Here is a 26,629-nt window from a genome sequence, read left to right on the forward strand (position 1 = left end):
TCCTCACGACCGCCGCCATGGCGTCGACGTCGGCCGGTAGTAGGGCCGATAGGTGATGTGGCGGGCGTAGATGCGGCGCATCATCGGATCGGCTTTCGCCATCATGCGCAGTGCTGCAACGACGACGACCCAGATGGCCACGCCGAACAGGGCCGCGTACCAGGTGAGCACGACGAAGATCAGGATGACGGCAGCCAGCCCCGTCAGCAGCACGAGCTCGCGGTCGGCGCCAAGCAGCAGGTTGGGACGCGACAGTGCCCGATGGATCCGCGAGCGGTCGAGGCTGGAGCCGTATTCAGCCATCGGCCAACTCCCCTGCCCTCTCCTGCGGCGCCTCGCCGGCGACCTCGCCGATCGAGGCGCCGCTCGCGCCGAACAGGCCTACGATCTGCGTCGCGCCGAGGAGGATGCCGGCGACCAGCACGACGTACATGAGCCTGCGGGCGAAATCGTTGAGCTCGCCGCCGAAGATCAGCATGCCGCCGGCGATCGCGACGGCCGCCAGCGCGATGAAGCCGGCAACCGGGCCCGTGATGGACTGCTGGACCTGTTGAAGCGGACCTTCCCAGGGCAGGCCACCGCCACCACCGGCAACCGCCGGCACTGTCACAGCCAGACAGAGGATCAGCGCCAGCATTCCGCTCGCGCTGTGGAGAGAGAGGCTACGCTGCATGGCTTTCCCCATCAAATTGGGCGTCGTCGATCTGGGCGTAGGTTTCGGTTTCGTAGCGGGAGCCGTTGAAGCTCTCGACATGAATGACGTCGCGGACACGACGGCCTCGTCCCGTGCGTTCGATCGACACGATCAGGTCGACCGCCTCGCCGATCACTTCGCGCATCGGCTGCTGGCTGACTTCGGCAGTGAGCTGCTCCAGGCGGCGGAGCGCCGACATGGCGCTGTTGGAGTGGATTGTTGTCACACCGCCGGGATGACCCGTGTTCCAGGCCTTGAGCAGCGTCAGCGCTGCGCCGTCGCGGACCTCGCCGACGATGATGCGGTCCGGACGCAGTCGCATCGTGCTCTTGAGCAGGCGTGCCATGTCGATGGTGTCGCTCGTGTGAAGCGCAACAGCGTTTTCCGCCACACAGCGGATTTCGGCGGTGTCCTCGAGGATAACGATGCGGTCTTCGGGCGCGGTCTCAACGATTTCCGAGATGACTGCGTTGGCGAGCGTGGTTTTGCCCGATCCCGTCCCGCCTGAGATCACGATGTTGAGGCGGGATTCAATCGCGTTGCGAATGACGTCGGCTTGGCGTGCGGTCATGACCTTGGAGGACACATAGTCGTCGAGGGGGATCAGCCTCGATGCACGCCGACGGATCGTGAAGGTCGGCCGAGAGACGATGGGCGGCAGCAGGCCCTCAAACCGATGCCCGCCGATCGGCAGCTCGCCGCTGATGATCGGCTGCTCGTCGTCTGCCTGGGATTGCAGCGCATGAGCGACGCTGCCAATCACGATCTCCGCCGCAGCCGCACTCATCTCGCCGACGGCCGCAATCCTGTGGCCGAGCCGTTCTATGAAGAGCCTGCCATCGGGATTGAGCATGATCTCGACCACACTCGTGTCGTCGAGCGCGACACATATCTCGTCGCCAAGCGCCTCCTGCAGCTTGCGGACAAGCCGGGGGTGCGAGCGGAGCTGGCCCATTCGCGCGTCTTCCATCAGGCGGCGACTTTGCTCTGCAGAAGCGACACATAGTTCGGCGGCCGTACCCGCTCGAGCCATTCCTGCCCAGTTGGAAGCAGACCGGCGACGGCCATCGTGTTGCCAATCGGTCGTGGGTCACCGATGCGCGTCATCGGCCAGCCGGCACGCTTCAGGATGCGCTCGAAGCGGCCATCGGTGCCGGTGACGATCTCGGTGTAACCCTGCTCCATCGACCATTCGATGATCGCGGCGAACATGGTCAGCGTGACGTCGTGCAGCGATCCCCCTGCCCTCCCCGCTTCCAGCGAGGTGTCGACGCAGAAGCGAGAACTCTCGACCATCGCAGCATGAGGGCTCAGCAAGCCGGTGCGCTCGAGGTCCGGGAACAGTACGGACATCATGGTCGGCCCCGTCGCCGGCAGCAGCCGCGCGCAGCCGACCACCTGGCGAGCTGCAGTAACCGCGAGGATGTAGGTCGGTCGGCACGAATCGAACTCGTCGACCTCTCGACCCTGCCGGACATCGACGTCCCATTCCAACCGGTCCCGGAAGATCCGCGCCCGCAGCTGGTGCATCGAGTCGATCAGGTCGGCGGCGCCTCTGTGTTCCGCCGCCGAGATGGCAATTGCCCGCATCCGTTTCGCTCCGGTTTCGTTGAGACCGGACGGCAAGAGGCCTGATTTGGGCTAGGGTCGCGACTAGTGAAACTATGAGTGATTCTGTGGCGACCGCTCCTGAGTCGGGCAAGACAGGCGATCCAAGCGGCGCTCGACAGGGAGAAGGCCAATCGCAACCCTAATAGAATTATGAGTGGGCCAGATTGAACTCCGTCCGAACGCCCGAAGCACAACGTTATGAAAATAAAGAGGAATCCGCATTCACGCTCATCAATTTAGGGACGCGTTCGTGCCGGCCGTTAAGGTTTCATTAACCATTAAGTCCTTGCACCAGCATGCTTTGTAGGTATCGTCACGGAAAAAGGGCGATTGCGCCCGAAAATCCGTGACGAGAGAAATTAACGTGAGCGTGGCTGTTCAACTTGATAGAACGGAGCTTGCCAGCGTCGATGAGACGATAGGCGCTCAAGCGGACCTGTTGAGTTCGCAGTTGCAGGCGATGAGCGAAGCGCTCTTTCCGCCCTCCTCCCAGAAGGTACTGCGTCGCTTCACATCCGGCGAGGCTGCCAAGCTGATTGGGGTGTCAGATTCGACGCTTCGCAAGATGACCCTTGCCGGCGAGGGTCCTCAGCCGCAGACCACGAGCAACGGCCGTCGCCTCTACACATTGTCCGACATCAACGCGATCCGTCGCTTTCTGGCGCAGTCGACGCGCGGTCGCGATGCCCTCGAATTTGTCCCGCACCGCCGGCCGCACGAGCATCTTCAGGTTCTGGCTGTTACGAATTTCAAAGGGGGATCGGGAAAAACGACCACCTCTGCTCACCTCGCACAGTACCTCGCACTGCAGGGGTATCGGGTGCTGGCGATCGATCTCGATCCGCAGGCGTCGCTTTCTGCCCTTCTCGGTGTGCTTCCCGAGGTCGATGTTGGGTCCAACCAAACCCTCTACGCGGCAATCCGATACGATGAAGAGAAAAGGCCGCTCGCGGACGTCATACGGTCCACCTATTTCGATGGCCTCGACCTTGTTCCCGGCAATCTCGAACTTATGGAATTTGAGCACACGACGCCGCGTGCGCTGACCGCGGGCAATTCTACTGGCGGAACTATTTTCTTCGCTCGTATCGCTGCCGCTCTGGATGAGGTCGCGGAGCGGTATGATGTCGTCGTAATCGATTGCCCTCCCCAGCTCGGCTTTCTGACGCTCAGCGGTCTCTGCGCTTCCACGAGCATGGTCGTGACCGTTCATCCTCAGATGCTCGACGTGTCGTCGATGAGCCAGTTCCTGCTCATGACGCGCGATCTCCTGGGCGTCGTCAAGGAGGCTGGGGGGGACCTCAAGTATGACTTCGTCCGGTATCTGCTGACGCGGTTCGAACCGCAGGATGCACCGCAGACCAAGGTCGCCGCTCTGCTGCGCAATCTCTTCGACGATCATGTGCTGACCAACCCCATGGTCAAGTCCGCGGCGGTTTCCGACGCCGGACTTACGAAGCAGACACTTTATGAGATCGGACGGGAGAACTTGACGCGATCGACCTATGACCGGGCGATGGAATCGCTTGACGCGGTGAACGCCGAGATCGAAAGCCTTATCCGCAAAGCGTGGGGTAGGCCATGATGATGTTTGTTCGATCTGGCCTGCTTGCGCGCTTGGGAATCGACTGTTTGTTGGGAGCTCCCAACACCGGTCTCGCAGCGCGCGGGGTAACCTCGACAACTGCCCGTGTTGGGAGCTCCCAACACCATGCTGCTTCGCCTGTTGGCCGGGCGAGTTGGAGGGCGTCATGAGCCGCAAAGACGCCATAAACAACCTCTTTCTTAAGCGTCCCGAGCCTGGCGCCTCGGCCAACCCCAAACCCACCGATCGTGTCCGGACCGGCGCAATCTCCGCGATGGGCGCGTCTCTTCAGGAGATGTCGGAGAATGCGAAGCAGGCCGCTCAGTTACAGAAGCAACTGGCCGAAGGGGACGCCATCGTTTCGCTCGATCCGGGAAAAATCGATCCGTCACGCATCGCCGACCGAATTCCGATCGACATAGACCCGGACTTCGAGCAGCTCGTTGCGAGTATCAGCGAGAATGGGCAACAGGTCCCGATTCTCGTGCGGCCTCATCCCACGTCTGCCGGGCGCTATCAGATCGCCTACGGTCGCCGCCGCTTGCGCGCCACCGAGAAGCTGGGGCTCGTCGTAAAGGCGATCGTCCGAAACCTGACGGACAACGACATGATCGTTGCGCAGGGGCGTGAGAATCTCGACCGAAAGGACCTCTCGTTCATCGAGAAGGCATTCTTCGCGCGAAACCTCGAAGACGACGGCTGCGATCGCCGAACAATCATCGCGGCGCTGGCCTCGGACAAGGCCGATATCAGCCGTTACATCGCGGTCGCGCGCCGGGTGCCGGAAGTAGTCGTTAGGAAAATTGGCCCGGCTCCGAAGTCGGGCAGGGCTCGTTGGCTAGCTCTTGCCGACAAGCTCGGGCGGCAATCGTCGATCACGGCGGCTGAGCGCCTTTTGGATGAACCAGCCTTGCGCGCCGCGGACAGCGATGCTCGCTTTGATGCGGTGCTTCGGTCGTTTGAAGAGAAGGGCAAGAGAACTCGCTCAAGCGCCGAGTCTTGGAAAATCCCAGGCGGGAAGCGCGGCGCCAGAATCGAATCCAGAGAGGGGCGCACGTCTCTTATCTTCGAGGAGAAGATCGTCCCGGACTTCGCGCAGTTTGTAGCTGCCCGACTGGATGACCTGTTCGTGGAATTCCAGGCCAACAGCGATGGAGGCGACAACCAATGAAATGATGCCGGCGAGTAACCTCGCCATCCAGAGGACGAACCCCGGCAAAAGAAAAAGGCCCCCGAAACAGGTTCCGGAAGCCCTTCTCATAGTGTGGTAGCTAGAGAATCGCATTTCCCGGAATCACCGTCAAGAGTCTTTGAACTCAGCGTCGTTTCGACGAGCGGATTTCTTTTGCCTAACAAAAGGTAAAGGGAATGCAGCCATATATTGCAACGACGCCCTTCGGGCGGCGGCCGATGACGCTTGGCCTGATTTCAAGCCAGGTGACGGCCAAGAATATCGATCAGGGGGCCAGGGCCTCCAAATGGCAGGTGTTCAGGCACATCCGGGAGGCCAAGGAGGTCCTAGGGGCGACAGATCGCGCACTCTCGATCCTTGATGCCCTACTGACGTTCCATCGCGACGAGGAGCTTACCAGCGAGGGCAATCTAATTGTCTTCCCGTCGAACGAGCAGCTTATCCGCCGCGCTAACGGCATGTCGCCGGCAACGCTGCGGCGTCATCTGGCCAATCTGGTGACCTCCGGCCTGATAATTCGCAGGGACAGCCCAAACGGTAAGCGCTTCGCCCGCAAAGGGCAGGGCGGTGCGATCGAGCAGGCCTATGGCTTCGATCTGTCGCCAATCCTGGCGCGTGCCGCGGAGTTTCGCGAGCTGGCCGAAGCCGTCGCGGCCGAGCGCAAGGCATTCCGCGTGGTCAAGGAACGCCTGACCATCTGCCGGCGCGATGTGACCAAGATGATCGATGCCGGCGTCAACCAGAGCGTGCCCGGTAACTGGCGCGGTTTTCAGCGCCGCTATGACGCGATTATCGCTCGGCTACCGCGGACGGCGCCTCGCCAGGTTATCGAGGCGCTTGCCGACGAACTGGAAGGTCTCTGGGCCGACGTGCATCAGACGTTGGAATCGTTCGTCAAATCAGAAGATTCGAACGCCAATGAGTCTCATACTGAGCGCCACATACAAAATTCAAACCCAGACTTTAATCCTATCGGTGAAACTGAATACGGCTTTAGAAATAAGAATGAAGCGAGCGGCACCGCCGAGCATACCGACAACGTACGAAGCCTGCCAAGACGGGATTTGCCCTTGGGAATGGTGCTGAGCGCTTGCCCAGACCTGTTGCCCTACGCCGACGGCGGGCAAATCCGGACCTGGCGGGATCTTGTCGCCGCCGCCGATCGAGCGCGGCCAAGCATGGGGATCAGCCCAAGCGCCTGGCAGGAGGCGGCCGAGGTTATGGGTCCGCAGCATGCGGCGATCGTGCTGGCCGCGACCCTGCAACGGGCCGAGAACATCCGCAGCCGTGGCGGCTATCTGCGTGATCTGGTGGAGCGAGCCCGCCAGCAGAAATTCTCGGTCTGGCCGATGATTACAGCGCTGCTCAACGCCAGGATGGGCGCACTGGAGAAAGCGGCTGCGTCAGGGGTCGCTGGCGGCACTCCGGGAGCGCAAGGCGCTGGCGCCAGTTCGCTGGAGATCAGCAGCGCGCTACGCGACAGCGTGAAGAAAAAGGGCTGGTGACGTTGGTTCGGCTACCCGGGGGATGCGTCTGCGATGAGCCCGGAGCGCCGAGCTCGGTCGATCAGGTTCTTGACGGATGACGGCGACCATTTAGAGCCGCCGCGGGGCGTCCGTTCATGCAAACGCTCGAGCTGCGCGGCGATCTCGCGCAGTGTCAGGTCCGGGTTCGAGGCGTGGATGCCGGCCACGAGCGTCATCAGCCGGTCTTCGGGCAAGCGAGGAGGGGACTTCTTCAGCAGCCCCGGATCGGCGAGATGCTCGGCGACTAGCCACTTCACGGCCCGGCGCAGACGCTCCGGCGTCCAGTCGAGACCACGCTGCTTCAGCACGCGGGCGATGTCGTCCCAGGTATGATCCGGCCGCATCCGGCGCACCGTCGGGAGCCATTGGTTCAGCGTCGCTTGTACGCGGACGCCGAATGCCGCCTTCTGGGCCGCGGTAACCTTGGCCAGAGCGTCCGACCGGCGCTCACGGAGTCCAGGATTGCCCGGCAGCTTGCCCTTGGACTTCGCCGCCTTGATCCCTGCCTTGGTGCGTTCGGAGATCAGCGCGCGCTCGAGCTGCGCCACGGCGCCAAGCACCTGCAGCGAGAACATGCCCTGCGGCGTCGTGGTGTCGATCGGATCCCGCAGCGATCGGAAATGCGCGCCCTTCGTCGTCAGGTCCTCCATGACCTCCAGCAGGTGGCTGACGGAGCGTGCCAGGCGATCGAGGCGTACCACAACGAGCGTATCGTCGGCGCCGATCTCCCGGAGGAGCCTCGCGAGGGCAGGGCGGGCACGGGAGGCGCCGGAGCCGTGCTCCTCGACGATCATCTCGCAGCCGGCCGCGCGCAGCTCCATTTCCTGCGCGGCCGTTGCCTGCTCGTCTGTAGAGACGCGCGCATAGCCGATTTGCCGGCCCTGTGGTCGACGGGAGACTCGAATTTGCGTTTTAGCGGCCATCCTGAGCGTCTGAGAGTGCGTTAGGGAAAAGATTTTCCAAACGCAGAGGATAAGGATAACCGATCGTTTGTAAACGTCTCTTGAGCAGCTTTTCCAGCCATAGGAACCCGGCCAAGCCAGGAAAACGGGCATTCTCGTCGATCTGAGCTTCGATCGGCGTCCCGCTGTTCAGTCCCGAAGGCCTGGCGTGTCTATATAGTACGCGCGCGGGAGAGTCCGTCGCTATGACGGAAGCGAAAGGTGTGATAGCTTCCGTTTGAGAAGCAATGCCACGCGAGAACAATGGCTTACACAATCGAAAGCCTGCCTCTAGAGACCCTGCTTCCGGCGATTGGGAGAGCGGAGGACCAGCTTGCCCGGCTGGATGAGCAGGTCCGCCGCAGTCCGGTCGGCGAGGGCTTTGTCGAGCGCGGCCACTTCTTCGACGCGGCGGCTAGCATGTGGGTGGGGGGCGAGCTTGTCCATGTCGAGGATCTCGTTCTCCACGATGGGCGCATGGACGCTCGGGCGCCAACCCATGAGTTGACGATCGCCCACCGGATCCTGCGAGCTCGGCGCCGCATCGCCGGCGCGAAGCCGGGCTGGGCTGTGAGCGAAGCCGGCATTGGCGCTCTGACGGGATACGCGGAACAGGAGCGCGAGGCCGAGGGAGGTGACGGCACGGCGTCCGTCGACGAGACGGCCGACTTCGATCTCCTGCCTGGGGACGATCCGCTTGCTCAGGAGCTCGCCAATGTGGATGCGCTCCTCGAGCAGTCGCAGCGCCTGATCGATCGAGTGTCCGACCGGAAGGGCGCGGGCCGCTCAGCCCTTGTCGTCGGCGACCTCGTCGTTCGCGACGCCGACTGGGACGAGGCGGATCGCCTCACGCAGTGGAAGCGGGTTGTAGCCGAGGTGGCGGACCTGCCTCCAACGCTTGCCGCGGCGCTGATCTGGGAAGCTTGGGAATCCCTCGAACCCATGCAGCGTCAGCACTGGCTCGGCAGCCAGTTCGTGAGCGCCTATCTTCGGGCGCGGGGCAAGGTGGCCTCGCACCTCTTCGGCTTCAATGTCGGGCTGAAGGCCGTGCCGAGGGAGCGCCGGCGATCGGCGAACCGCCTGACCCGCATTCTCGCATTGCTCGATGCGATGTCGGCGTCGGCCGAACTTGGCATGAAGGAGATCGCTCGATTGGCGCAAGCACGTGAGCTGATGACGCGGCGCCTCGCCGGCCGGCGCTCGTCGAGCAGCCTGCCGACGACGATCGAGCTCATCCTGTCGCGGCCAATCGTGTCGGCCCCGATGATCGCCAAGACCGCCAAGGTCACGCAACGCGGCGCCCTCAATCTCATCGGCGAACTCGGTGTTCGTGAGGTGACGGGAAGGGGCCGTTACCGAGCCTGGGGCGTGCTTTAGCGGCTCGCCGCGCTATGCGGCCACCCCACTAAGCCGCCGCCAAGCGCCGAGCCGTCAGTGCGCGCAGGTCCGCGATCGAAAGCAGCGTTCGCCGGGACCACGTGTCGAACGCCGCTCGATCACGGACGCCATTTTCGAAGCCTCGATTGTCCTCGGCCAGCCTTGTCAACTCGCGAACGAAATGTCCCAGTTCGGTGTCGTCATCGACATTGATCTGCATGTAGGAGGCCAAAACCTCGAGACCCTCGACGGCAACGGGCACGCCGTCGGGATTATAGTTGTTGGCGACATCTTCAAGTTCGGCGAGGCACCGCCTCCAGCCCTCGACCGCAAGTCTTTCCTTCTCGCCGCGCGGCCCTCGTTGGACGAGCGCATTCGCGAGCGCATGAAGCCGCTCCGGTGCCTGGTCGAGCCAGCGGTCCACGATGGGCATTGCGACCTGGGTCGGGCTGCGCGAATGCGTTCTGGCGTCAGCGGCGATCGTCGTGATCCGCCCAGGAGCAAAGTTGAGGTGCCGGCAGACCTCAAGCTGGAGTGACCGCAGTTCGGCGACGTTGATTGGCCACCACCGTGCAAATTCCTGCGCGCGGTAGAAAGCGATCACTTCTACCGCATGGCGTCCGTTGCTCAGACTCCGTCGCTTGAACTCGACAAGGCTGAAGGAGGCAAACTCCTCATTGCTGCCATCCGCGGTGAAATCACGAAACGGATCGACCAAAACGGCGAGGGCGCGCGTGCTCGCCTTCAGCTCGAGCAACTTCTTGATGCGATCGATCTGGTCGATCTTTCCTCCGAAGCGTCGCAAGCGGCTGCCATGAACGAAGGGCATGCGCTGTTCCAGCTTCGATCTTCCCAATTGCCACCAACCGACGAGCTCGCGCAGCCAGTCCTGCCGTGCATCTGGGTCCAAGGGCTCCGCCATCGGGTAACCGGCGGGCAGCGGCAACGAGTCGACGTCCGTCGCCGGCAAATCGAGGTGAACAATGAGGGTATTGCCTTCCGCTTCCGCGCCAGCGACCGCAACGACCCGCTCATAGACCTCGTCGATTTCGCTGCCCTGAATCGACGTCGGGCCGTTCGGGAGGCTCGGAGTCGCCCAAAGGCGCCTCGTCGTGCCCGGAGCGACGGCGGTATCCACGCCGCCCCGTTGCAGCGGGATAGGCTCAACCCGGATCGAGGGGGTATAGGGCAGCCCTTCAAACGTCAGCAGACACACGGCGTCGCTCTCGCGGCCCGCTTCGAAGGTGGCACCGGAGACGACCAACAAGCGCCGCGCACTGTCACCAGCGTGATCGTAGACATGATCAAATTGGGTGGCGTGCTCATGCTTGTGACCGTGAATGACAACGTCGAACTCGCGATCGCGCAGGAATGCCCGCACCTGCTCGAGATTGGAAATATCGGAAAATGCCTTGATCTCTTCGCGAAGGCTTGGCGCCCGCAAATGATGATGCAGCACCGCGATGCGCAGTTGGCGCCCGTGTTCCGGGCGAGGCGTCCGGTCCACCAACCGCCTCACCTGCTCCAATTGATGTTCCGAAATCCGGGCCATGTCGTACCGGGCGAGGGCGTCGAGCTGATGTCGTAGCTTGCCCTCCTTTTCCGTGTCGGACCCGGATGCGAGGTGCGGCAACTGCGCCCACACGCTCGCGAGCGGCTCCGGTAACACGGCAGCCGCGTGGCACCAATTGCTCGAGTTGATCGGAAAGATCGCCCAGTCGTTGCCGGTGCCGATAAGCGAATGCGGCGCAGTGGAGCCCGCGTCATCGACACCATCGAGCCAAGGCACGACACATCCGCGCGCGCGCCACGTCGCGCAGAAGTCCTTGTACCGCTCGGCGGTCCCAGGATCGTACGCGCGGTCGACATCGTGATTTCCAGGCGTCGCCACAATGCGCCCGGCGGTGATGCCGAGCGGTCCAAAGAAGCTGAGCAGCAGATCGAGAAGGAGCTCGTGGCCGCCCTGTCGGCCGCGGTCCTGCGCGTCCCCCGAAAAGATCACGCCGTCGAGGCTGCGCCCTTCGAGTGACAAGCGCTCGGCCAGCCGTTCGAACACTTGGCGAAGAGCGGCCTCGCGCGTCTGGGGCTGCAGGCCGGCGACGACCGTCTTGCGATCATCGCGTTCCAACGCCGTCCCTGCATAGGCGATGTGCGCATCGGTGACGTGCAGGAACGTCGCGGAAGTCGAATTCATCTAGTGCGCCCTCGCTCGCGAGTAAAACCGCTAACTCTTCTTATGTACTATCGGTCCCAGCAGAATTCGCCATGCCATGCACTTGCGTCAATGGCTTCGGTGCGGCAAGATTCGTGGGAGGGGGTATCGTATGGCGGTCGACGGTCGCGCGCTCATCCGGAGCCAGGGCTCCCTCTTCGGCGATGGCGACCGACCCATCGGCCTCGACGAATACCAGACCTTCACCACCCGAACCGATCGCAACGATAAGGCAGGCGCAGACGGCCTCGGCTTCGTGCTCCTCGGATTGTTCGGGGAAGTCGGAAGTCTCTTGAGCGCGCTCAAAAAGAAGCAGCGCGACAAGGACGCCTTCGCCGCCTATCACGACGAGGTCATCGAAGAGCTGGGCGACGCTCTGTGGTACTTTGCGAACGCCGCGCTTCGCGCTGAGTTGTCGCTGAGCCAAATTGCGCGCAGCGTCCCCGCCAAGCTCGAAGACTGGGACTACAAGGGCCGCTCTGGCGCCTCGACGTTCGAGGATCTTCAGCAGTCGGACGTGGCCTTCGGTGGGGCATTGGCCGGCGACGAGGTGGAGCATCGGTTGCTTGCCCTGGCCGGAAAGGTGGGCGTGCTCCTCGCCGACTGGAGCGAAGGGCAGATCAAGAAGAACCGCGACCGTCTCTCGGCGGATCTCGTCGAGATCTTCCGCGCACTGCTGATGGCAGCAGACGATGCTCAGGTGAGTCTCGAACAGGCGGCCCGCAACAACGTGGTCAAGACGCTCGGTCGCTGGCCGGATGAACAGCAATGGGGTCCCTTGTTCGATGACGGCTTCCCCAACTATGAGCAATTGCCGCGCCAGATGCGGGTCGAGTTTATCGAGCGGGCGGTGAACGGCCGCACATTCGTCGTCCAGCAGTGGAACGGGGTCAACTTGGGAAGTCCGCTGACCGACAACCGCCACGAACCGGACGACTATCGATACCACGACGTCTTCCACCTCGCCTTCGCCGGGATTCTCGGATGGTCGCCGACGATGCGGGCGTTGCTGCGCCTCAAACGCAAGAGCCGTCCCGAGATCGATGAGAACGAAGACGGGGCGCGCGCCAACATCATCGAAGAAGGCATCTCGACGTGGATCTTCAATCATGGTCTACGCCAAGCCGAGTTTCGGAACGCCACCACTCTCGACTACGGACTGCTCAAGGCCGTGCATGAGCTGGTCCGCGGCTACGAGGTCGAGAGCCGTCCCCTCTGGCAATGGGAACGCGCGATCCTCGAAGGATTCCGGGTGTTCCGCGAGCTCAAGAAGCATCGCAACGGGGCGGTCATCATCGACCTCGCCAAGCGCACCATAGAATTTGAAGAGCTGACATGACTGACCACCCGCGGAACGCCGAAGAGTTTGTCGAACTCGTCGCCGCCCTGAGGTTCGAAGACGCCTTTAATCCCTATTCGGACCTGTGCTCCGACTTTGACCGTCCGGACGCAGCCCGCATACGCCGCCGCAACCTCGTGATGGTTTTGGAAGCCGCGATCGACCGGGGCGTTCATTCCATCTGGGTCGCCCGGGATCTGGGATATCGCGGCGGCCGGCGCACGGGTCTGGCGCTCACCGACGAAGTCCATCTTCGTGCTCACGCAGACCTTTTAGGAACGCCCCCGCTGGCGCGGTCCACCAATGGTCCGGTCATGGCCGAGCGCACCGCCACGGTGATTTGGCAGATGCTGGTCGCTATCAAGCAGCCGGTCTTTCTTTGGAACGTCTTTCCACTCCATCCGCACGCCTCCGGCGATCCCATGTCCAATCGCTGCCACACCCGCGGCGAACGCTTGGCGTGCCGCCACATCATGGTCGGGCTCATTCATCTGCTCTCCCCGCACCACGTCCTCGCCATCGGCCGTGACGCTCAGCTGGCGCTCGAGGACCTGGGCGTGGCGGCCGAGAAGGTCAGGCACCCCAGCTACGGTGGGCAGGCCGAGTTCATCTCTGGCGTCAGTACCCACTATGGTCTGGACGCCGGGGACCGCCACGATAGTGCACCCCTCTTCGCCTGAGCGCTCTCACATCGACCGTAAGGCGTAGCGAGGCCGCGGGTGCCTCTACGCGGCAGCCTGAACAAGACGTGCGGTACAATCGTCAACCAGAGCGAGGACGTCGGACTTCCCCCAGCCCTCTGTGTCGAGCCGCGCCGACGTAGAATTGACGGTCAGCGTGCCGACCTCGAAACCGCTCTCCCGGGCGATGAAGCCGAGAAGGTGCCCCAGTCCCAGCAGGTTGCCCAGCGTCTTCTGCACGTAATAGTGGTTGCGATAGACTGCGATCATGTGGAGCGAGCCGTTTCGTTCCGGCTTAAGCTCGATCATGCTCAGGCACTGCCGGTTCAGCGCCTTGCGCATGTCCCGGACGGGGTCAGAGATGACGATTTCGTAGCGGTTCTCGTAGAACCGGCCAGCACGAGCATCCTTGAGCATACGGATGTTCTCCGCGATCTGGTCGACGTGGCCACCCTTTCGGTCCTCCCAATTGACCATGCGCTCGAAGTACCGGCCCCACTCGCCCGGCGTGCACATGCGGCGCTTATAGACCTCGAGATAGCGCTCGCGCAGCCCGTCAATGCCGTCACCGCGATCCAGCGCCAACGGGAAGATGGTATTGACAACGGTGGCCACGGAATGAGCGCCGTGGGCGCGAAGGAAATGGTCGACGGTCATGATCACCGCGTCTTCCTCTGGATCCGCGGCAAGAGGCTGCTCGATGTGAAGCATCAGGCCCCCCAACGTAAGATTGGGCTGCGCGCGCAGGCTGCGCGCTGCTTCAACCCACGCGCGCGCGGGCGTCGATGCCGCCGGCATCGGATTGTAGAACATCGCCTTCTCCTTCGCTGATGCTGAACCCACCGAACAGGCGTCGGCTCAGATATGTATCCCGGACCCATGCGTGCCCACTGGCGCCCCAGGCCGAGCCCCAGGAGTTGCGCACTAGAATGAGGTTCTCGCTTCCGAGGCGGCCATGTCCCACCGCAACGACGGCGTGCCCGCGCTGCCGATCGATCGGCTCGCTGTCATTGGGAAGAACGATTTCGGCGCCGGTCCGCAGCCACGTCGTCGCCGCTGTAAAGGCACCCGAGACAAACAAGGCGAGAACGACCGGTCTGCTGCGATCCAGTGCGTCCCTGATATTGGCCAGGTCGGCACCGCAGGCATCCGAACCGCAGCGAAACAGCGCGGCCACGCCCGCCGGAGGGCGCCACGCCGTGGGTGATGGGGGTAGTCCGTTATAGGGCCAGATACTCTCCAGCGGCTGTCCGAGATCGTAGAGGATATGGCGGGTGTCTGGGATCGTCGTGCCTTCCCTTGGGCCAGTGCCGGCGCGCTGTGCCGCGTGGTAGAATAGCCACTCAACGCACAGCGGATCGGGGTCGGTGCGCGCCTGCTCATGCACTGCCGAGGCAGCGAACGACAAGCAGGTCGGACGACGACCCTGATCGCGCACCGGCCCGAGGCTAGACCGCAAGTCCTGCAGCACATTGAGAGTCATGAGGCCGCCAGAAGCTCCTCGCGCTGGGGCTCGAACAGACCTGCTTCGTCGCTTGTCGCGGTCTTGCAGTAGAGCGTCAGCAGTTGCGGGTCGTCATTGGGTGCCCAGGGTCTGACCTCGCGCAGCGTCAACAGCCCGGCCAGCGGCCGTTCGGCGTGAGCAAGCACCCGACGGACGGTCGGGCTGCCAATCTGGCCTTCCGGCACAGGTTCCCGTCCATCGCGCAAAATGGCAAACCCGGCGTCACGAAGTTCGTCGAAGGTCCAGACATAGCCGCTGCCGCTGTCTTCCTTCAGGCGGAGCAGGAAGAGGTCATCACGGCTGGCCTCGATGACGGCGCCTTCGTCCTGTTCCGTCAGATGCCAGACGTCGACGCGCTGGGCGTTCTTCAAGGCGTAGTCGCCCAACAGCTGGCGTTTGAGGTCGCGCGGTTCTGCGCTGCGCAGTTGCTGACCCAGGCTGCGGCCGATGACGTGCTCGCGTTCTAGGGCGAACACCGTGGCCCGGTAGCTGGTGCCGAAGCGCAGCGACGCCTGATAGACGGTCTCCGGGTGCGTGAAGTGGTGAGGCTCCCAGCCACGCAATTCCATCTGCTCCTTGATCAGGTATGGCGGAAGCAGGAAGTAGGATGCGAACGCATCAGCCTCGCGTTCCTCCGGTGGCACTCGAGGTGCTCTAGCGCCATCGCTGGCCCAGGGCGCGCGTCGCAGGATGCCCTCGTCGTCGGCATGCGGATCATGACCGAGGACCAGGTGGCCCAGCTCGTGCGCCGCGGTGAAACGCTGCATGCCAAGCGGCCGGCGGGTGCTCAGGATGATCCCGGCGACACCCTCTTCGCGGATGAAGGCGCCGAGGAGCGGCTCAAGCGGCTGGAACATCAGCGTCGCCCCGGAGCGGGCGATGCATCCGAACACATCCACCCGCTGGGCGCGGGAGGCACCGACATCAAGGCGCAGATCGCGTTGCAGCCGCTTGGCCCCGCGGATGCCGCGAAGGATGGATTCGCGCTCGCTACGACCGACCATTACCAGCGACCTTCGACCTGGAGCGCAGGAACTCGGCAAATCGCTGGAGCTCCTGGCGATCGTTGTCCGACAGAGCGCTCGCGGTGCGTGCCAGGAACGCTACATCAGCTGGTACCGCAGCCTCCGGCTCCTCGCCGGTAAACCAAGTCACCGGACGCTGATACAGTCGGGCAAGCTTCTTCAACTCGATGGCGCTGACGCCGCGGCGACCGTTCTCGATTTCGGAAACAGCGGTGCGCGGTAGCTCCATGTGTTGCGCAACCTGCTCCTGCTTGAGCCCGACATATTCCCTTGCTTCACGCAACTTTGCGCCGAGGATCACGCCCTCATCCTCGGCAACGGCGAAGCCCATCCGTTCAGCTGTCATGACACTTGCTCTCCTTCCGGCTGCTCTTGCGCCTGCTGCTTGTCCAGCAATTCCACGACACGCTGGACGAAAACAGCGACGCAGGTATTCTCATCATCAAAACCGCCTGGCGGCATGGCGGCCTCGGGCAGCTTGACGTTGAACTCTTCTTCGATCCGGATGGCGATCGAAACCATGATCAGGGAATCGACCTGAGGCTCCCATCCCGCCTTCCGGGTGGGGCGGTCGGCCTGCGCGCTCCGGATCTCGTCGCGGATTATCGCTTCAATTGCGGTGGTCGAAACAGTCATTGGCGGTCTCATGTCTCGAATTCCGACACACATATAGTGCATGTCGGAAATTCCGACAAGAGCTAATGCCGCAGAGATTTGGTTGAGTTTGACGAACTGGTCCGCCTCCAAAGTGCCATCCTAGACGCCAGCGCACCGATTCAGACCGGCGCGCCGGCGGACGCGGCCGGGTCAGCGACCATTGGAAACGCTGCCTCCGGGAAGCCACGTTCCGCGTAGTTGGAGTATGGTCCTGAATAGCCAATGAGGTGAAACACCATGCCATGCATAAGACGATACACCCGATGCAGTTGGTCGAACCGCCGCTGCAACTCGTTGTCCTCCAAATCGCTGGTGGTGATTTGGCGGGTGTGAACCGCCGTGTTGCGGACGCGCACCCATGCGGCGATATCGTTCTTCGACACCGCCCCGCGGTTCACAAGCCCCATCATTCGATCTTTCGGCCGGACCATCTCGAGCCCGCCGAGCATGCCGCCGATCCGGTTGACCAGGGTCTCGGGATAGCTGCGCTCACCCAGCCATGCCGTCAGTTCCTTCCGCAGCGTTCCATAGTCGACGGTCTCAGACGGCACTTCGGCCGGTATCAGGTTCGCAATCCCCTCGACCGCGACCGACAGGCCGACCTCCCAAGCTTCGAGCGAGTTTGCGCTTGCTTGACGCGCATGCGCCAGGTGCGCCGAGCAGGGATGCCACGCATCGGCGATCGGCGCCGCGAGCGCGTATCGCAGGTAATGCTGCAACAGCGTGATGATCGGCGCCGTGTTGCCTGGGCTGCGGGTATTGAGGGGCGGGTACGGATTGATTCTGGACGGCCGGGTGCCCGTCGCGCGCAGCTCGGCGGTCCGCTTTCCGTCACCCGCGCTGTCGGAGATGTCGACGTGCAGATCGAGGCTAAGCACGAACTGCAGCGCCTCCACCAGGCGCATCTCAAGGGAAGCAGGCAGGCCCCCCTGAGAGCTCGCGGTGACGACGACAGCCTCGTCTGCACCGCGCTCAATTGTCAGAGCCAGCCGTTGGCCCTCGGAATATTCGATGTCATGTGCTCCGAACAACGCAGTCCAGTTCCGCTCCCGTTGGCCGAAGAATTCCAGCCGCAACCGTGAAGCAGAATCCCGCCAGCCCAGCCGCCGAATGAAGCGACGTGGTGCGAGGGTCATGACACTGGCATCGGTCACGAAGGAGATCGATGACCCCAGAAGTGACGGGCTGGCTTCCCACTCGTGTCCGGCATGGTCGATCGCCGATGTCCGATAGTGGTCGTCTTCGCCATACAGGCTTCCCGAGCTCGACCGCATCTGCCGATTGAACGCCGCGATTCCCATCTGTGGTGTCGTTGCCGCATAGCATTTGACTTCCAGCTTCCCGCTGGCGTCCTGTCTGAAGTATCCCGGCCCGGTATAGGTAACAGGCTCCGTTTCAGTGCATTGCGCGATCGTGATCGTCGCGAAATCGAGTTCGAGCTCCTTGCGTCGAAAGGCTTCCGCGGCCTTCTCAAATTCCATAATCACCCCCCGTTCGACCGAGCCCCGTTCAAATAGGCATTCGTCACGAAATCGTCCACGCGGCGGGGATCCACGTGGCACTGCTCCAGTCTATGAGGAGGTCCGAGCCGAGATATTGCGCCGTAGGCTAAGACTCGCCGAGATCACGGTCGCACAACGGCTACGCGCACGCGGACAGCGTTCGTTGGCCGAAGCGTTTCGAAATTATGTGGTGGAAGCCGATCCCGTCCGCGCTAATGGGATAAACGCAGCGAAGATGACGCTCAAACTCGCGTTAGAAGTTGGAAGTTGTGGTCAGCTCGGCGAACTGCGCAACCGCTTTGCCGAAACCATGGCTTACGGGGCGTCCGGCCTCAACCTCGTCGTCAATGCCAACATCTTGTGGAACACCGTCTATCTCAGCTGTGCCGTCGGTTATGTCCGAGGTCAGGGTATCGTTATCCCAGAGGAATTACTCTCCCAGGTCGCACCGCTCCCATGGGTCCATATCGCACTCACCGGTGACTATCTCTGGAGCGAACTTGACCGACCCCTCGAACGATGCAGGCGCGATCCGCGCTAACCGCTTCAATCCAAGCAACATCAGATTCCCTTAGCGGGTATTAGCAATACCCCCGGAGCCCTTTGCAGTCGATGAGTGCCAGCGGCACGGGTTACCTATGCGTCCTCGGTGCTCAGTTCGGCAATGTCTGTCGTCTCTTTGGCCACCACGGTGTCGTAGAGACCGTAGTGGGTCAATCCCTTATGGCTTTCGATACCTGTGTAGCGAAGGGAGGCATCTTCATAGCGGCGGAATGCGAAAACTGCTTCGTTCATCCGCTCGGTGTTGAACACCTTCAGCCGAACCAGGAGATGGAAGTCCGCTACCGTCAAACCCGTTACGGTCAAAAATAGATCCGGCTCGATCTTGGTGATGACATCCTGAAGCGTGTTTTCGCGAAAGTCTGTGAGATACATGAAGGCCGGAATGCGGGTAGCGAATTTGATTAGCTTTTCCTGAACGAGCTTGCGCTTGGATTTGTATTCCTTCTCTTCATCGCTCAGCTCTTTCTTCTCTTTTCTGGATAGCCCACCGTCCTTGGCTTTCTGCTTGAGCTCCTTGACCTTGTCGCTCTTGTTGATGATCGTTTCGATGATGTTGTCGCCCAGCGACCGCCAGCCTTCAATGCGTTCGACGGCGGCCATCGCCTCGGCACTGTCCAGGACGCGGCCCAGCGTGTCATTGTCCACATTGACGAGCAGCGCGGATTCCCATTTGCGGGCGAGCAGAGTGGCCGATGTTCCGGCCATCGCCATATCAAGGATTCCGCCAGCATCGATCTGCATCATGTTTGCACCGTCATAGGCGAGCACGGGCAAGAACGAGACGAGATCTCGTACGGCATTCTCTGGGTTCGCCTCGCCCGGAGAGAGGCCAATGCCGTATTCCGACAACTGCCGTAGGGCACGGGTCGGCGCGAAGTCAAACACGAAGCAAACAGGCTTGAGGACTTCTTCCTCATTTGGGTTGTCGCCGTCGGGATTCTTGATCGACCACGGCGATTGGACTCGAAACGCGGCCTGAAAATACGTCTCCGGCGATTTGAGATTGCGCAGCATCAGGATCGAGGACCATTGCGCCACCGTCACGCCCGTAGTCAGCTTGCCGCAGGAGAGCGTGATCGTCTTCGCGTCGAAGCCGTTTCCGATTGCGTCTCGAACTGGTGGAAGGGCTTCGAGACCGATGCCCGCAGATGCGCCTGCCGCAACGACGACATCATAATCGTGCCAGAAGACGTTTTGTTTCTCGGCCAGCAGGTTCGCCATTGCATGACAGGCCGCGACGTTGGGCAGGAACCAGAATGAGTGCTGGAGGTAGGGGAGAAGACGGACGTCCGAGTACGGAAATGGCGGCCGCGTCCCCGACTTCAGGCTTTCCACCGCTTGCGGCGCGTAACCTCCACGGATGATGTCGAGCCATTTTTGGACATCAGTTTTGTGTTTGAAGGTTGCAGCTTCGCCCGTGCCTGTGGCTGCGAAGAATGCGTTCAGATCGAACTCGTCGAACTCGCCCGCACTGGCGATTGCAAGCAGTTCGTCAGGCATCTGATAGGTGAGAAGCCGCATTTGCGGCAACGCGCCGTAGGGGTTCCGCGCGCCAGGATTCTCGGCCGCGAATTTCTCTTTGGCACGCTGCTCGTCGGTGTAGGTCCAGTTGAAAATTTGTTCCTCGATGAACTCGCCCGTTGCCAATGCCTTGAACGGGGTGCCGGACAGATAGAGGTAGGCCCTGGTGGTGATCGGGAGGAATTCCGCCTCGTTTTCCGATAGCACATTGAGGTCTTCGTTCACGTTTTCCAGGTCGACATTGTATTCCAGCTTGGCTTCCCGGTTAGCGTCGTCTTCGCCTTCGAACAGCTCTTTGGCGGTCTCCCGCCATGCACCGAAGTGGTATTCGTCGAAGACGACGAGATCCCAATTGATCGTGTGGATCCATCCATTTTTGGCTTTGATATTTCCGAATTTGTCGCGCCCGAGCAGGTCCTGGAAGGATCCGAAATAAACTAGCGGCTTCTTGTCGTCGATCTGGCTCGGATCACGCTCCGAATTGCGTGACAGATATTGCCATCCGTCGAAATCCACATGGGATTCGAGATCGGTTTGCCAGGCGTCCTCGACTGCGGGTTTGAAGGTCAGCACCAACATCCGCTTGGCACCGAGTTTTTTCGCCAACTGATAGGACGTAAACGTCTTTCCGAACCGCATTTTAGCGTTCCAGAGAAAGCGTGGAACGGCATTCGCATCCTGCCGCCAGCGGGATTGGAAATATTCGTAGGTCTCGTCGACCGCCGCAGCCTGTTCTTTGCGAAGCGGGAACGTTTCGTGATGCGTGCCCGTAAACTGCTGACCGGTCCGTAATTCGGCCAGCACCGTCTTCACGTCGGCTACCTTGCAGCGCATCCATTCGAGCTGCTGGTTGGCGAATCCCTTGCGCTTGAGAGCCTCGCGCACAGCATGATCGGTGATGATCGAGCCGTCGTCGCGCGTGGCATCCTCATCGAGCTCGATCACGTAGTTCGTAATCGCGGCCGTCTTCAACTGCTCGGCGATCCGCTGCTTCACGTCGCGGGTCGTCTGGCCGACTTTCAGCAAGCCATCATGCGCGGCATCAGCGATAGCATACGCATAGATGCGCGGGCGCGCTTCCGGCTTCGGAGTGAGGACTTCCTCTATTGTCGGCTTATTCATCACCCGCCCCCATCGGGCGGATCATCTGTTCGATGAACGCTATCTCGGAATCGGCGATGCCGTATTTCTTGTAGAGATCGGCGTCCGTCCAGGTTCGATCCCAGGTCTGGACCGGAACCCAACGGTACATGCCGCGGAAAACGTGTTGGGCAGGCTTGCGCAGCGAAACAAGGAACCGCGCCAGTCTCGTTCGCAGGTACGACTGCACGCTCTCAGCTTCGATCTTCGATGCCAAGGGCCCGGCAACGAGGTAGGTTTGAGTGCATACCGATCCCGGCTCACCGATAATCGGCGGCCCTAACACGATATCGACCCCGCTCCGCTCCCGTTCGCGGCCGGAGCCAGCGACGGGGAGAAACAGCTTCCAGACGTCAATCAGTTGCTGGTTTTTGTTGATCGCACCGCGAGACATTGCGCCGCGAACTCGTTTTGTGGCGACGTTCGCGTAGAGAAGGACCTGCGTATCGTTCGGCACCGCGTCCCGCTTGTAGTCTGAAAAATTCGTCGGAAGGCCGAACGGGGTGTCTCCGCTGACAAGCTCCTCAAAAGATCGCTCTCCAGCTGCGACGACTTTCTGCAAAATGTCGACCGCCCGCTTGTCGCGTACGAAGACGTCGAACTCGTCCAAGGCGCGCGGATATGGTCCAATGACCGCGCCATTTCTGTGATACGTGCATTCGCATGGCCCCGGATTGTCGCGGTTCCACAGAAAGTAGCAAATGCCGCCGCCGATACCTACTGTGGGAAATGCATCCTTCGCGTTCTCATAGTCGACGAGCGTGCGCAAACGCTGGTCGCCGAGAAATTCAGCTCGGAATTCGCCAAGCCCACGACCCCCAGCCATCCATCTCGAAGGGATGACCATGCACAGGAACTTCGGCTCCAGACGCACGGCCTGTTCCACGAACAGTTGGTAGATCGGGGAATCGTTCGTTCCGCCACCGCCCCCCGTCATCTGATAAGGCGGGTTCCCTATGATCACGTCGAACTGCATGTCGCCTCCAAACAACTCGGCGATCCGAGCCGCAATGTCGTCAGTGTGAATGAACGCGTAGGCATGGCTCTCAAGGCCATCTTCGCGGTGGAATATCGCGCGTGGTGCGTTGCAAAACTTGCATTTCGCGCCGTCCCACGTGTGCTCCATCGGCTCAAACCAGATGTTGCCTGTCTCGCTGTTGAAGCTCCGGGCAATCGAATGGCTGCCGTTTGCCTGCTTGCTGCAATAGACGCTGCGCCGTGCCAGCAGGCTCGTAAGGTTCGTGATTGCAATCCCGAACACCTGCTTGGTCAGGATGTGGTCTACACGTTCCTCGAGGTCAGGAAACTCGCTCGCCAACCCATCCGTGAGACGTCTGGTGATGGCACGTAGGAAAACGCCCGACTTCGCGAAGGGATCTAGGAACTTGACCGAGCTGTCAGCCCAGATGTCTGCCCCATTATTCGCGGCTGCCCAGGCTTCTGCCACAGAATCCAACATCCGGTTTGCAAACTCAGGCGGAGTAAAAACCTCGTCGTTCGAAAGGTTTGCGATGCACGTCAGGACATCCGGATTCCGTCCACGTAGCGCAAAAGGCACCTGTTGATCCATCAGACTCCCCCCGGAGCGTCTCCCACGAATGCGCCAGCAAGATCGCGCATCGACATCGGCGAGTAAATCTTGATAGGCAGAAAGATTTCGTGCTTTCCGAGATGAGCAAACAGGGAATCCTCGGCACTGAAGGCAGATGACCCGGTGAGGACGTCGAAACGGAAATCACGCCGCTGGTACTTGCCTTTGCCGAGATACCCCCATTCAGCGAAGCTGATGGGCTGGCCGGCTTGCGCGCGCATTGTCATTGCGTCGCCGTGAACCAGGTTCTGCGACAGCACATACGAGGCCGCCTTGTACAGATCGTCGGACTCATCGATTTTCATGTAGTCGACGAGGATTTCCAACAGGTTGGTGCGGCATTCGGCGATGTTGTCGGGGAGCAATTCGACCCCGTAGGTGCACATGAGTGCGAGAAGCGAATAGTGCCGTTTTTCGAAGTCAGACTTCCCGAATTTCAGTTCCACGGCAGCCAGTTTGCGCTGCAAGACCGGAACAAGGAAATTCCCGCTCCCGCACGCTGGCTCTAGAAATCGTGCGTCGATCCGCTCAGTCTCGCCTTTCACCAAATCGAGCATTTTTTCGACCAACCACGGCGGCGTGAATACTTCCCCGTGGTCGCTGACGCGCTTTTTCGATTTGATCAGGTTCATCAGTGAAAACACTCGAATTCGTAGCCGCTAGAGCCGATATCGCAATGTCGCCCCTTGAGAAAGGCGGTGGTGAAGAAATGCATCACCCGACCTCATGTCGCCTGACGATCCCCGCGACGACACCCCAATCTCCCTGCTTTCACGACCGAGCGAAATCTGTACATAGTCGGTCGCGCCTGATCCGGTCGGGGCAAAGGCGGGCACTGTTGCCGTGCGATTCCGAGATCTGAAGATCGGTGCCCTGCAACCGCGTCCAGACCGCAGCAACGTCGCCCTTGTCCTTGGCGAGCGCTGCTTCCATCCAGGCTCTATAGTCGCCGATCCGTGCTCCGTCAGCGGCCAGCACCGAGCGCGTATCCCGCCAATACCGATCATCGATGCTCGTCGCTGAAAAAGCGAATCCAGGGAACGCTTCGGAGAGCGCCGCCGCCAATGTGGTCTCGCCGGCGCCGACTGGGAGGCGCGCTAGAACGGCTTCGACCGAAGCGTGGTCAGGCAGTCTTGCAGATGCTATCCTAGATGTGGGCACCCTATCATTTCTCCAGCGTCCGGTCCGGGTTGGGGTTGAGGTACTTCTCGAGTGCCTCGATGCTCGCCATGACGTCGGTGAAAGCGGGCGGCGTTCCGAAAATCATCGCCGACATCCGCTGGTAGTCCGCCACGAGTTTGGTGCGCATGTCCTCGGTCGGAACCAGACGATAGCTGCCCGGCACCGCGCGATCGTATCGGTGATCCGGCGCGCGGAACATCAGTTCCTTGTGCCGCCGGCAGGCTTCGGCAAGATCGCGCATCGATGCAGTCGCGACACCGTAGTCGGGATGGGTCCATATCTGATGGACGTCGTAGTAGTGACGTGAGTATCGATTGAGGTCGGGCACGGGCCGCTCGGAATTGGCATCTTGGCGCCGCTTCTCCGTCATCTCCGTCATCGCATGCAGGATCAGCACCTTCTCCCAGAAGGTTCGCTCCGGCCTGACCGTCGTGACGTTTCGAACGGTCAGGTCCATTCCTTCCGGCATCTCGTCTGCGATGTAGGGCGCGATCTCGCGCGGCTCCGCCGGCTCGGGATCGGGACGCGCGCCACCTTCGATGCGGACCGCGGCCTGCACATAGCTCTCCGCCGACTCGAAGACGCTCTTGTACCCAAGGACCAGAATGTCGAGTGCGTCCTTGTTTCGATAGTTGTCGAAACCGAAGCCGAGCGTAAAATGTCCTGGCCGCTCGGTCGCCTCCTCGACCGCCGCAATCTCCTTCGTCAACAGCTCCTTGAGCGGCCCCGAAATATACAGACGCGCCGCCGCATCGACTTTTTCGGCGAGCGCCCGCTGCTGCTGGTTGACTGAGGGGAGCGCTGCGATGTCGGCCTCGAGCGGAACATCGAGGTCGGCCTTGTAGATGCCGATGTCGATATCCTCGGAGAAGCGGCGGATCAGCCGATACGCCTTGCTCAGGCTGGTGCCGCCCTTGAAATAGAGCCCGACCGGATCGTCGCCGCGCCGGTTGAACAGGAAGTCGAGCACCCAGCAGACATAGAGGTCCTTCTCGATGTTCTGCGCCTGCGTTTCCAGATGCGCCGCGACCGTCTCGAACAGCGCACGGCGTTCATCGACGCTGGAGCGCAGGATCTCAATGAACGTCTTCTGCATGGTCGCCCTTCGCGCGGTCGGAGTCCGGCGAGCTTTCGGTTTGACCCTCGCCGAGCTGGCGCGTGATCGTCTCGACCAACGGATACATCCAGGCCGGGACGGCGTGGATGTTCTCGCGCAGATCTTCGGCCACCTTCCCATGGTTCGGGTTGCGCGCGAGCTGGCGCACGATCCCATTCACCGCGGCGTCGAGGCTCGATTTCTCGTCCCGAAACCACGCGAGCGCTTGGACGACGCGCATCGCCGGCCGGCCCGCCCAGAACGCGGTCTTCGCGGCGATGCGCTTGAAATCGAGCTTGTAGACGACCGGTTTAATCACCTTCGGGTCGCCGGCACTGGCCTCGATCTCGATCGTCCGGGGATAGGTGTCGGCATAAATGGTCGAGCGCGCCGGGACGGCCGTGGTCAGGCCGAGATCGTTCGCGGCGGTCATGCCGTCGACGAGGACGCGCAGCTTGTCGCGCCGGGCGATGGCGTCGACGAACGAGGCGCGGGGCGGAAAGACCATCTTGCCAGTCAGCTTGCTGACGCTGGGCTTGTCGTAGAGGCCCCGATAGGGCCGGCGGATGTCGCCCCGCAAGGTCAGCCGTTGCAGCGCCTTCTCGACGGCATTCGGCGTCCCGATGTCGAGAAAGTCGGCGCGCGACCAGACGCCGCCGGGCGCCGCCTGGGCGATCCGGTCGTGAATGCGGTCGAGCGTGTCCGACGTGGGGTCCGGCATTGATGGTCTCTCTGACCGAAGATTATATATAAAAATTGGTCAGTAGCAATCGATGCGATGGTGCTGACCAGAATTTATATTCAAACTTTGGTCAGTACCGACAACTGCCTCGGCACCGGCGAGCGCGAACATCACCAGGGAGTGCAGCCCGCAGGGACGATCGCTCCTGCTGCACTGCGCGCCCGAACGCCCTTGACTTCGACCGAAACTCCGACGAGAACAAAATGGGAACATAGCAGGATTGCGAAAGCTAGCCGAGGCCAGATTTCTGGGTTGCCCGCTTACTGTGTTTCTGGCTTTCCGCATTGCACGAAAGGCAGATTTCGGTATGATTCACGAATCGCTGCTCTTGCCGGTCGATGACCGAGACAGGTTCCCCGCAATGGCTGAAAACCGCCTCCGTGCGAGCAAGAAGGACATTGCGGACGAGAGCGACAAGGGCGGCAGCTCACTCAACTTCAAGGTCACTCCCGAGTTCAAGAAGGAGTTCAAGGGCTACGCGGTGAGCCAGGGGATCACCATGGTCGATCTCCTCAAGGAGGGTTTCGCCCTTTCCAAGAAACGGCGCGGCCGGTGACATTCTCCCTTCCTTTCCATCTGCGCGCGCTGAGCGGCGTGCGCCGTCGTCCGGGGCGAACATGACTCTGGACCTCTTCGGCGACGCAGAGTCCGGGCCGAGCCGCTGGTTCGTCGACCTCGAGCAACCGGATCGAGCGAGGCGGATTGACGGGCTCGTGCTCGTCGAAAGCTATGATCGTACCGCCCGTCCGCCCGAGGAAGTTGCGACCATGGAGAAGGCGCGCTCCTATGGCGCGCATTCGGTGTTCTTCGAGGCAGGACGCAACGGCCGCGCACCCGTCCCACAAGCCTTTGTGTTCGTCTCAAAGGATGGCACCGACGACGAGGCCTTCGCGGATCTGCACAAACGCCTATGGAGCTGGGGCGGCGTTCCGATCGTCTACCGTCGGA

26 protein-coding genes are annotated in these 26,629 nt (G+C 61.6%); 8 read left to right on the plus strand and 18 right to left on the minus strand.

Going from position 1 to position 26,629, the window contains the following annotated elements; translation table 11 throughout:
• Positions 1-3 precede the first annotated feature (3 nt).
• The 4 genes from HNQ95_RS18750 to traI are packed head-to-tail and all read right to left on the minus strand — an operon-like array spanning position 4 to position 2,284.
• Complete coding sequence (locus HNQ95_RS18750; RefSeq protein WP_182574961.1) at positions 4-303, minus strand: conjugal transfer protein TrbD; 300 nt, start codon at positions 301-303, stop codon at positions 4-6.
• Positions 296-673 (minus strand): TrbC/VirB2 family protein, encoded by a 378-nt coding sequence (locus HNQ95_RS18755; RefSeq protein ID WP_182574962.1) that lies wholly within the window; start codon positions 671-673, stop codon positions 296-298. Before HNQ95_RS18755 ends, HNQ95_RS18750 begins: the two co-directional genes overlap by 8 nt.
• A complete protein-coding gene (gene trbB / locus HNQ95_RS18760) occupies positions 663-1,649 on the minus strand; it encodes a P-type conjugative transfer ATPase TrbB (protein ID WP_182574963.1) in 987 nt (328 codons plus the stop codon). Before trbB ends, HNQ95_RS18755 begins: the two co-directional genes overlap by 11 nt.
• A 14-nt stretch (positions 1,650-1,663) precedes the next feature.
• The gene (traI, locus tag HNQ95_RS18765; protein ID WP_182574964.1) at positions 1,664-2,284 is read right to left on the minus strand and encodes an acyl-homoserine-lactone synthase; all 621 of its coding nucleotides are present in this window, start codon (positions 2,282-2,284) and stop codon (positions 1,664-1,666) included.
• A 385-nt stretch (positions 2,285-2,669) separates the two neighbouring features.
• On the opposite strand from traI, the gene repA reads away from it, so the two are divergent.
• From repA to repC, 3 genes are all read left to right on the plus strand, one after another.
• Positions 2,670-3,890: a plasmid partitioning protein RepA gene (gene repA, locus HNQ95_RS18770; RefSeq protein ID WP_182574965.1), complete on the plus strand. Its 1,221-nt coding sequence runs from the start codon at positions 2,670-2,672 to the stop codon at positions 3,888-3,890.
• 166 nt (positions 3,891-4,056) lie between these two features.
• Complete coding sequence (gene repB, locus HNQ95_RS18775; protein WP_182574966.1) at positions 4,057-5,061, plus strand: plasmid partitioning protein RepB; 1,005 nt, start codon at positions 4,057-4,059, stop codon at positions 5,059-5,061.
• A gap of 197 nt (positions 5,062-5,258) precedes the next feature.
• On the plus strand, positions 5,259-6,587 hold the full coding sequence (gene repC, locus HNQ95_RS18780) for a plasmid replication protein RepC (RefSeq protein ID WP_182574967.1): 1,329 nt from the start codon (positions 5,259-5,261) through the stop codon (positions 6,585-6,587).
• Between the two features lie 11 nt (positions 6,588-6,598).
• Here repC and HNQ95_RS18785 read toward each other — a convergent pair whose 3' ends face one another.
• On the minus strand, positions 6,599-7,531 hold the full coding sequence (locus HNQ95_RS18785) for a recombinase family protein (RefSeq protein ID WP_182574968.1): 933 nt from the start codon (positions 7,529-7,531) through the stop codon (positions 6,599-6,601).
• 282 nt (positions 7,532-7,813) lie between these two features.
• Here HNQ95_RS18785 and HNQ95_RS18790 point away from each other — a divergent pair, with 282 nt between their 5' ends.
• On the plus strand, positions 7,814-8,926 hold the full coding sequence (locus HNQ95_RS18790; protein ID WP_182574969.1) for an RHE_PE00001 family protein: 1,113 nt from the start codon (positions 7,814-7,816) through the stop codon (positions 8,924-8,926).
• Positions 8,927-8,954: 28 nt separating this feature from the next.
• On the opposite strand, the gene HNQ95_RS18795 is transcribed toward HNQ95_RS18790, so the two are convergent.
• Positions 8,955-11,120 carry a metallophosphoesterase gene (locus tag HNQ95_RS18795; RefSeq protein WP_182574970.1) on the minus strand — a complete coding sequence of 722 codons (2,166 nt, stop codon included), beginning with the start codon at positions 11,118-11,120 and terminating at the stop codon, positions 8,955-8,957.
• A 130-nt stretch (positions 11,121-11,250) separates the two neighbouring features.
• On the opposite strand from HNQ95_RS18795, the gene HNQ95_RS18800 reads away from it, so the two are divergent.
• The gene (locus HNQ95_RS18800) at positions 11,251-12,477 is read left to right on the plus strand and encodes a nucleoside triphosphate pyrophosphohydrolase family protein (protein WP_182574971.1); all 1,227 of its coding nucleotides are present in this window, start codon (positions 11,251-11,253) and stop codon (positions 12,475-12,477) included.
• Entirely contained in the window at positions 12,474-13,157 is a 684-nt protein-coding gene (locus HNQ95_RS18805; protein ID WP_182574972.1) for a uracil-DNA glycosylase, read from the plus strand. The genes HNQ95_RS18800 and HNQ95_RS18805 overlap by 4 nt, the downstream gene beginning before the upstream one ends.
• 45 nt (positions 13,158-13,202) lie before the next feature.
• On the opposite strand, the gene HNQ95_RS18810 is transcribed toward HNQ95_RS18805, so the two are convergent.
• The 6 genes from HNQ95_RS18810 to HNQ95_RS18835 form a co-directional block, all read right to left on the minus strand.
• Positions 13,203-13,970, minus strand: coding sequence for a thymidylate synthase family protein (locus HNQ95_RS18810; RefSeq protein ID WP_182574973.1), 768 nt, complete (start codon positions 13,968-13,970; stop codon positions 13,203-13,205).
• Complete coding sequence (locus HNQ95_RS18815) at positions 13,918-14,640, minus strand: C1 family peptidase (protein ID WP_182574974.1); 723 nt, start codon at positions 14,638-14,640, stop codon at positions 13,918-13,920. Before HNQ95_RS18815 ends, HNQ95_RS18810 begins: the two co-directional genes overlap by 53 nt.
• Positions 14,637-15,665, minus strand: coding sequence for an ImmA/IrrE family metallo-endopeptidase (locus tag HNQ95_RS18820; protein ID WP_182574975.1), 1,029 nt, complete (start codon positions 15,663-15,665; stop codon positions 14,637-14,639). Before HNQ95_RS18820 ends, HNQ95_RS18815 begins: the two co-directional genes overlap by 4 nt.
• Positions 15,652-16,032, minus strand: a complete 381-nt coding sequence (locus tag HNQ95_RS18825) for a helix-turn-helix domain-containing protein (protein ID WP_210283815.1) — start codon at positions 16,030-16,032, stop codon at positions 15,652-15,654. The genes HNQ95_RS18820 and HNQ95_RS18825 overlap by 14 nt, the downstream gene beginning before the upstream one ends.
• Entirely contained in the window at positions 16,029-16,322 is a 294-nt protein-coding gene (locus HNQ95_RS18830; protein ID WP_182574976.1) for a hypothetical protein, read from the minus strand. The genes HNQ95_RS18825 and HNQ95_RS18830 overlap by 4 nt, the downstream gene beginning before the upstream one ends.
• A 140-nt stretch (positions 16,323-16,462) precedes the next feature.
• Positions 16,463-17,824: a hypothetical protein gene (locus HNQ95_RS18835; protein ID WP_182574977.1), complete on the minus strand. Its 1,362-nt coding sequence runs from the start codon at positions 17,822-17,824 to the stop codon at positions 16,463-16,465.
• A gap of 184 nt (positions 17,825-18,008) precedes the next feature.
• On the opposite strand from HNQ95_RS18835, the gene HNQ95_RS18840 reads away from it, so the two are divergent.
• Positions 18,009-18,386 carry a Tn3 family transposase gene (locus HNQ95_RS18840; protein WP_210283816.1) on the plus strand — a complete coding sequence of 126 codons (378 nt, stop codon included), beginning with the start codon at positions 18,009-18,011 and terminating at the stop codon, positions 18,384-18,386.
• A 95-nt stretch (positions 18,387-18,481) separates the two neighbouring features.
• On the opposite strand, the gene HNQ95_RS18845 is transcribed toward HNQ95_RS18840, so the two are convergent.
• From HNQ95_RS18845 to HNQ95_RS18870, 6 genes are all read right to left on the minus strand, one after another.
• Complete coding sequence (locus HNQ95_RS18845) at positions 18,482-21,052, minus strand: GIY-YIG nuclease family protein (protein ID WP_182574978.1); 2,571 nt, start codon at positions 21,050-21,052, stop codon at positions 18,482-18,484.
• The gene (locus tag HNQ95_RS18850) at positions 21,045-22,640 is read right to left on the minus strand and encodes an Eco57I restriction-modification methylase domain-containing protein (protein ID WP_182574979.1); all 1,596 of its coding nucleotides are present in this window, start codon (positions 22,638-22,640) and stop codon (positions 21,045-21,047) included. Before HNQ95_RS18850 ends, HNQ95_RS18845 begins: the two co-directional genes overlap by 8 nt.
• A complete protein-coding gene (locus tag HNQ95_RS18855) occupies positions 22,640-23,293 on the minus strand; it encodes a DNA methyltransferase (RefSeq protein WP_182574980.1) in 654 nt (217 codons plus the stop codon). Before HNQ95_RS18855 ends, HNQ95_RS18850 begins: the two co-directional genes overlap by 1 nt.
• A 139-nt stretch (positions 23,294-23,432) precedes the next feature.
• Complete coding sequence (locus HNQ95_RS18860) at positions 23,433-23,726, minus strand: hypothetical protein (protein WP_246340878.1); 294 nt, start codon at positions 23,724-23,726, stop codon at positions 23,433-23,435.
• A gap of 100 nt (positions 23,727-23,826) precedes the next feature.
• Positions 23,827-24,939: a nucleotidyl transferase AbiEii/AbiGii toxin family protein gene (locus tag HNQ95_RS18865; RefSeq protein WP_182574981.1), complete on the minus strand. Its 1,113-nt coding sequence runs from the start codon at positions 24,937-24,939 to the stop codon at positions 23,827-23,829.
• The gene (locus HNQ95_RS18870; RefSeq protein ID WP_182574982.1) at positions 24,920-25,660 is read right to left on the minus strand and encodes a DUF6088 family protein; all 741 of its coding nucleotides are present in this window, start codon (positions 25,658-25,660) and stop codon (positions 24,920-24,922) included. The genes HNQ95_RS18865 and HNQ95_RS18870 overlap by 20 nt, the downstream gene beginning before the upstream one ends.
• Before the next feature lie 382 nt (positions 25,661-26,042).
• Between HNQ95_RS18870 and HNQ95_RS18875 the strand changes: the two genes are divergently transcribed.
• Complete coding sequence (locus HNQ95_RS18875) at positions 26,043-26,237, plus strand: hypothetical protein (RefSeq protein ID WP_182574983.1); 195 nt, start codon at positions 26,043-26,045, stop codon at positions 26,235-26,237.
• Positions 26,238-26,629 lie beyond the last annotated feature (392 nt).

The organism is Aminobacter ciceronei, from assembly GCF_014138625.1.
Lineage (GTDB): Bacteria > Pseudomonadota > Alphaproteobacteria > Rhizobiales > Rhizobiaceae > Aminobacter > Aminobacter ciceronei.